At 66.5% G+C, this 1,812-nt stretch carries 2 protein-coding genes; both read right to left on the bottom strand.

Annotated features, from left to right (window positions below; genetic code table 11):
* Positions 1-1,360, bottom strand: a 1,360-nt coding sequence (locus AB4Y84_RS20740; RefSeq protein WP_442250826.1) for a potassium transporter Kup, incomplete at its 3' end; no start/stop codon positions are given.
* Between the two features lie 49 nt (positions 1,361-1,409).
* The coding region (gene ruvA, locus AB4Y84_RS20745) for a Holliday junction branch migration protein RuvA (RefSeq protein ID WP_442250827.1) at positions 1,410-1,812 on the bottom strand (403 nt) is incomplete at its 5' end.

Below are 1,812 nucleotides of genomic sequence, written 5' to 3' on the forward strand. Positions count from 1 at the left end.
GCATCATGGTAAACAGGAAGATGCCCAGCACCACCGGGAACCAGGCGCCCTGCAGCAGCTTGGCGCCGTTGGCGATGACAAAGCCCAGATCGATGATGAAGAACACCACGCACAAGGGCAGGATCCAGTTGCGTGCCTTGGGCCACAGCGAACGTGCAACCAGGGCCAGCAGCAGGGTATCGATCAGCATGGTGGCCGACACCGAGATGCCGTAGGCCACGGCCAGGTTGGACGAGCTGCGGAAGGCCAGCACCAGGCCGATCACCATCACCGCGATGCCCCAGTTGATGCCGGGGATGTAGATCTGGCCGATGGTGTCGTGCGAGGTGTGCTTGATGCGCATGCGCGGAATGTAGCCCAGCTGCATGGCCTGGCGCGAGACCGAGAACGCACCGGTGATCACCGACTGCGAGGCGATCACCGCAGCCATCGTGGCCAGGATGATCATCGGGTACAGCGCCCACGACGGCACCGCCTCGAAGAACGGGTTCTTCACCGCCTCGGGATGGTTGAGCACCAGCGCGCCCTGCCCCAGGTAGTTCAGCACCAGGCAGGGCAGCACGAAGAAGTACCAGGCGTGGCGGATCGGCTTGGCACCGAAGTGGCCCATGTCGGCGTACAGCGCCTCGCCACCGGTCACCGCCAGCACCACCGCGCCGAGGATGAAGATGCTGTGCCAGCCGTGCTCCATGAAGAAGCGGATCGCCCACCACGGGTTGAACGCCTTCAGCACTTCCGGCGCGTCGACGATGTTGTAGATGCCGATCGCGGCCAGCGAAATGAACCAGATCGAGGTGATCGGGCCGAACAGCTTGCCGATCTTCGCGGTACCGAAACGCTGCACCGCGAACACGGCCAGCAGCACCACCACGGTGATCGGCACGATGAAGGCGTGCAGCCCGGGCGCAGCGACCTCCAGGCCTTCGACCGCACCCAGCACCGATATCGCCGGGGTGATCACGCCATCGCCGAAGAACAGCGAGGCGCCGAATATGCCGAGGATGCCGACCACGTAGGCCGAACGCGACCCGTTGCGCAGCGTACGCTGGGTCAGCGCCATCAACGCCATGATGCCGCCCTCGCCGTCATTGTCGGCGCGCATGATGATGGTCACGTACTTCAGGGTGACCACGATGTTCAGCGCCCAGAACGCCAGCGACAGCACGCCCAGCACGGTGTCGTGGTCACTGCTGAGCCCGTAGTGGGGCGAGAACGCCTCCTTCAGGGTGTACAGCGGGCTTGTGCCGATATCGCCGAAGACCACGCCGATCGCACCGATGATCAGCGCCAGGCCCCCGGCGGGGGGAGCGTGACCATGGCCACCATGGGCGGCGGTGTGCGGGGTTTGACTGCTGGACATGGGGCTCCTGGCGAAGCTCAGGGTGTAATGGGAAAGAAAGCGGAGCGGCTCAGCGCAGCGCCGACTGCAGGGCCTTGCGGATGACGGTGGCCACTTCGTCGCCCTCGTTGAAGGCCTCGCGCGCCATCCGCGCCGCCTCGGTGGGCTTGTAGCCCAGCTGCTGCAGCGCCACGGTGGCATCGGACAGCGGATCGGCCGGGGCCGGGCCACTGCCGGTCGGCAGTGCGCCACCGGCACCGAACTGCGCCGCGCGGTCRCGCAGCTCCAGCACCATGCGCTCSGCGGTCTTCTTGCCGATGCCGGGGATGCGGGTCAGCGCGGTGATGTCGCCGGCCTGGACCATGCGGGCGAATTCTTCGACGGTGACCCCGGACAGCACGGCCAGCGCGATCTTCGCGCCGATGCCGCTGACCTTCTGCACGTCGCGGAACAGGCGGCGCTCGCCTTCGCGC

Source organism: Stenotrophomonas sp. 2YAF22 (assembly GCF_052114665.1).
GTDB classification, from domain to species: Bacteria; Pseudomonadota; Gammaproteobacteria; order Xanthomonadales; family Xanthomonadaceae; genus Stenotrophomonas; species Stenotrophomonas indicatrix.